Source organism: uncultured Gimesia sp., assembly GCF_937910335.1.
Classification (GTDB): domain Bacteria; phylum Planctomycetota; class Planctomycetia; order Planctomycetales; family Planctomycetaceae; genus Gimesia.
Genome location: NZ_CALEMX010000378.1, coordinates 1 through 4,541, shown reverse-complemented (window position 1 = coordinate 4,541; position 4,541 = coordinate 1). Strand labels below are relative to the sequence as shown.

General features: G+C 51.0%; 2 protein-coding genes and 1 pseudogene. 1 reads left to right on the top strand and 2 read right to left on the bottom strand.

The genetic code is table 11. The features are described from left to right. Positions 1-1,481, bottom strand: a pseudogene (locus Q0668_RS15110) (hypothetical protein); the annotation flags it as partial. A 425-nt stretch (positions 1,482-1,906) separates the two neighbouring features. Between Q0668_RS15110 and Q0668_RS15105 the strand changes: the two are divergent. Then, positions 1,907-2,722: a hypothetical protein gene (locus Q0668_RS15105; RefSeq protein WP_298866135.1), complete on the top strand. Its 816-nt coding sequence runs from the start codon at positions 1,907-1,909 to the stop codon at positions 2,720-2,722. Between the two features lie 180 nt (positions 2,723-2,902). Here Q0668_RS15105 and Q0668_RS15100 read toward each other — a convergent pair whose 3' ends face one another. Then, positions 2,903-4,429, bottom strand: a complete 1,527-nt coding sequence (locus Q0668_RS15100) for a hypothetical protein (RefSeq protein ID WP_298866133.1) — start codon at positions 4,427-4,429, stop codon at positions 2,903-2,905. Between the last annotated feature and the right edge of the window lie 112 nt (positions 4,430-4,541).

Here is a 4,541-nt window from a genome sequence, read left to right as displayed (position 1 = left end):
ATCGGCTGCCAGTCATCCGTTAAAGCCTCCACGTGAATCGATCCCGACATCCAGGTAGCAGCGTTAAGGAACAACTTGGGGTGCCGCACGGTAAACGGCTTCGTCACAACCCGGCACGGACCCCGATCGACATCACTTGTTTCAAGCGAAGCAAACCGGTCGCGCTTGAAAGTAGCAAGAGCCGCACCACAATGCAGAACCTCGGGCCCAATCTGAGCCTGCGCCGCATTATGGGGATAGTTGAGTGCGGCGTAATAAAGATACACCGTATCATCGACAATAATCGGTTCGGGTTGGGAACAAGCCATCGCCATGTAATCGTAGTAGCCCAGCGATCCGTGCGGGATAAATGGCTCCCCTCGACAAACGCGCGTAAAGTTAATTCCATCGCGGCTTGTCGCGAGATGAATATTAATCGGTTGCGGCGAACGCAGATAAAACACACTCATGTAACCGATATATGTCTGCCCGAGCTTATGACAACCGAATTGATAGAGTTCGGTATCGGGCGGATCATCTGGATCCATGCTAAGGATGAATTGATGGTTCTCCCATTTTTGCAGATCATCACTTTCAGCGTAGGCATAAGAGCGATAGTAACGATCGACGGCCCGCCGATCACCGTCAGCCTCGTTTGCGATCATTCGTTCGCTGAATTCCGGAATGATGCGGCGATACACAACCCATTTCTGTTTCGCTTTATCATAGATCAAATGCATCAGACAATCGTCTCCCTTCCCGGAGACATCATTCGGCGTCTGCCAGAAGGGAGCGCTGGCACATGACCAGTGGATGCCGTCGGGCGACGTCACAATATGTGCTCCGCGCCGATGATCTTGAACAATCGCCAGGGCGACAAACTTCTCGCTGGCATTGCGCGGGTTGGGATGCTTATTCACTCCCCAGAAGAAGGCCTTCTTTCCCTGAGGCTTTGCAGGTTGAGTTGGCACAACAAAGCTCTGTTTCTCTTGGAATCCTGCCGCGGGCGCTGCGGAAACCGAATCACTCGTAAAGATAATATTATGATCGCGCCGACCTGCAATCTCCATCAAGCCAAGATCGGGTTTCTCCCAATGGATCCCATCTTTTGAAGTGAAATAGCACATGTACGCAGAGTGACCATCCAGGAACTTTGACTTCAGACCGCTGCCAGTTCGAGCCCACATCTTGAAGAGCTTATCCTCCGGGTCGTACATTGTGGTATAGGGCTGAATAATATTCCCATCACACCAGCGATCACAGCGGACCACCGGGTTCAATAAATGTTTCTTTGGCTGATGCAGTTTGCGCGATACCCCCGGCGTGACTTCGATCATCTCGTTGTCGAGAAACAACTCAGTCATGAAACCGGCGTCTGTTTCTTCTTTTTGGTTGCCGGAAGGAAGAGCCGCTTTGGTCTGATTTGAAATACCACCGAGTGCAATCAGTCCTGCCCCCGCCGCTCCTGTGAGCTTAATGAACTCTCTACGGTCTGTATTCATCTGTTCGACCTTGTGTAAATTGCAAACGAGCTTTCACGCGCTGACATCAGGCTAAGCGATAACCGTTCGTCAAAACCGGTCACTGGCAGGCTGCCCCAATCGATAACTTTACAATGAGTCTACTGCACACTGTTTGCGAGTTCAAGCTTTTCTTACATTGCAGCCATCGACACATGCACGCATCGAACTGACATTGACGGATTGCCTTACCGGTAACGATATTCCTTCGACCTGGAAGACGGAAAAAATGTCGAAAAATCTACACTCCCATTAACCTTTGGAGAGGTGCTGGTGTTACAATCGCGAAGGATACGAGTCTGGATCGGTTCCAGGCTCAACCCATATGAGAAATCCCGGCTAATGATGATCGCTGTGAGCATCAATAGCCTGTTTCGATGTCAGCCGATATCCAAAAGAGGACACGCATGCACGCTGAATTGAGATGTCTAGCAATTCTCTCGCTATTGGCCTGCATGGGGTGCGACCCGGCTGAATTCAACAAACCCGATGGGCCATTGCAGTTGCACCTCGCGTCCAACGAGGACGGCAGTCTCAAACAGGTTACTCTCGACCGGCAGAACATTGGCAATGACGACAACTCATTTCGACAATTCGAAAGTGCCGTTGCCGAATTCGCTCAGAACAAGGCGAGAGCAGAGGCTAGCGAATGGATGGTTGATATCGACGCCGACGAACAGCTCCGGTTTGAGTTTGTCCATCGCGCAATCGCTTTATGCGCCGGTCGTCATGACGAGAAAACGAAAGAAGGGGTCAACCGAATTGAGAAAGTTCGACTGGTCATGCCAGAGTCAGATTCCAAATCCGCTGCCCCGCGTGAGTTTTTCATTCGTGTCCCACCACAGAGGAACACCCAGTCCAATGGTAACTGTTTTGAAATCAAGGTGCGATTGACGGCGAACGCCGACGGCTCACTAAAGTTGCTGCAGCTGGGACCGCTTAAGTTGGGAAACGACAATCAGGCATTCGAGGGGCTGAATCACCAAATCCTGAAAATTATCGGCAAACCGGGCAACCCGATAATCAATGACTTGGAAGTCGCGATTGATGCCGACATGGCATTGCGATATCAGCACGTCATCCAGGCGGTCAAGGCGTGTAATGGGCGATTCCACCCCAAAGGATTGTGGATCGTCTACATCGAGAATTTCAAATTCACTGGCATCGGAAATACAAGTGACGAGCCTAATGACTTTATTCAGCGACCGGCCCTATCCGAATAGGATTGGGAAGTCAACGATTCCAAAAACGGGAAACCAATAAAACAGCGGATCGAGTCGAGCCTGATGCCCGGCACTAGCCACTGTTTTAATTTCGTGTCGTTCGTGCATTTCGTGGTAGTAAAAGAGTTGAGTCAAAAACGATCAACTCCATTCAGTATACATTCCCCACAACTTAAACCGTTACTCCAGCTCCGGTGCCACACTCCCATACGCCCAGGGGTTGTTACTAAACGCAGGAGCCCCCGGCCGTTGTAACAGTTTATCGGGTGTTAACTGTTTCGAAAGTTCCACAGCCGCATCCACCATTTGCGGACCCGCGGTGATGATCAGGTTGCTGTATCCTGTCAGTCGGGTTTCATATCCGCCGCCGTTTTTGTCGAACGCTTCCTTGGTCGGCACATATCCCACACAGCCATTCGCCAGCGAAACCGGAAACGTCATCGGAAACGGGCTGCCCGCTTTAATGTCGAGACCCAGTTGACAGAAAAACTCAGCAGGGTCGGTTAACAAAACAACGGGACCAATTTGAACCGCCTGAATTTCCACTTCTGCCACAGGTTCCTTTTGCAAACGGGCATCCAGCAGTACGGTCTCTTTCGCGAACACCCAATCAACGGCGTTCGACTTGGCCGGTCCCGCTTTCACGGTCTCAATCGCTTTCTTCACTCGTTTCGGAGTTGGTTTACGCCGCGGAATTTTCAGCATCTTGGTTTTACTGGCGATAGTTTCAAAGTTACCACGCGGCATCGAGAGCAGCACCTTCACCGCTTCCGCTCCCACGCGACCACCCACAAAACGGGCTGACTCTTCACTCGGACGCCGTGAGAATTTGGATAGATTATCCACCTGAGTCACATCCCCCGAAGCACCCGCTAGAAAGACAACAATCGCATCTTTGCCATACACACCTCGAATGACCTGCTCAACATAGTAGATATAATTCGCCGAGATGCCACCCGGATTCGTGGTGGCGTGACACACGAAATTCACAATACAGCCCTTTAACTCTCCCTGTTCATCCCACACGCCAATCACGCCGACTTCCGGGTCAACCGGGCCCGCGGGTTTCACAATATCGGGATTGCCGGGCCGCGGGTGGGTAAAGGACAAACCATTCCGCATGAAAAACCGGCGGTTAAAGGCCACCTGTTCTTCAATACCCACACCCGCACCACACTGGGAGGCATTTCGTTTTTTGTAAGCTTCGCAAATAGCTTCCACACTCTGATCAACGACCGTTTCCAGATAGGCGGCATCAGCCGTCGATGATTTCTTATAAGCCAGCTCTTGCACAAATTCAGAAGCATGATCGTACTCGCCGGGCAGAATCATACCCATCGGCCCCGAAGAGTGAGAGTGCGTTGCGTGCAGCAGAATTGATGTCGCGGGAATTTTGCATTTGGCCTGCACGCGTTTTCGAATCTCATTCACGGTGACGCGACGAATAAACAACGCATCCAGACTCACCACCGCCACCACATTCGTGCCATTATCAAAGACGCCTGCCCGCGTTTTGCACGGATCATGAAAAGAGCGATGGAACGATTTTCCATAACCGCCCGGCTGCTCCATCCCGATTTCAGGAGTAATGTCCCGTTCAGCAAAGCCAACTTTAATCTGCGGCGCTTCCGCGGCCAGAGTCATCGTCGGCAGAAACAGCAGAAGTGAGAGTGAGATCGATTTACAGTAATGAGAGAGTACGTTCATGAGAATAACTCGCTATATAGTTTGGTGGGAAATGTAAGGGATTAACATCTAACAATGATTTAAACCGATATTTCCCATTTGGGTTGAGCCAGGAATCGATCCAGGCTCGAAT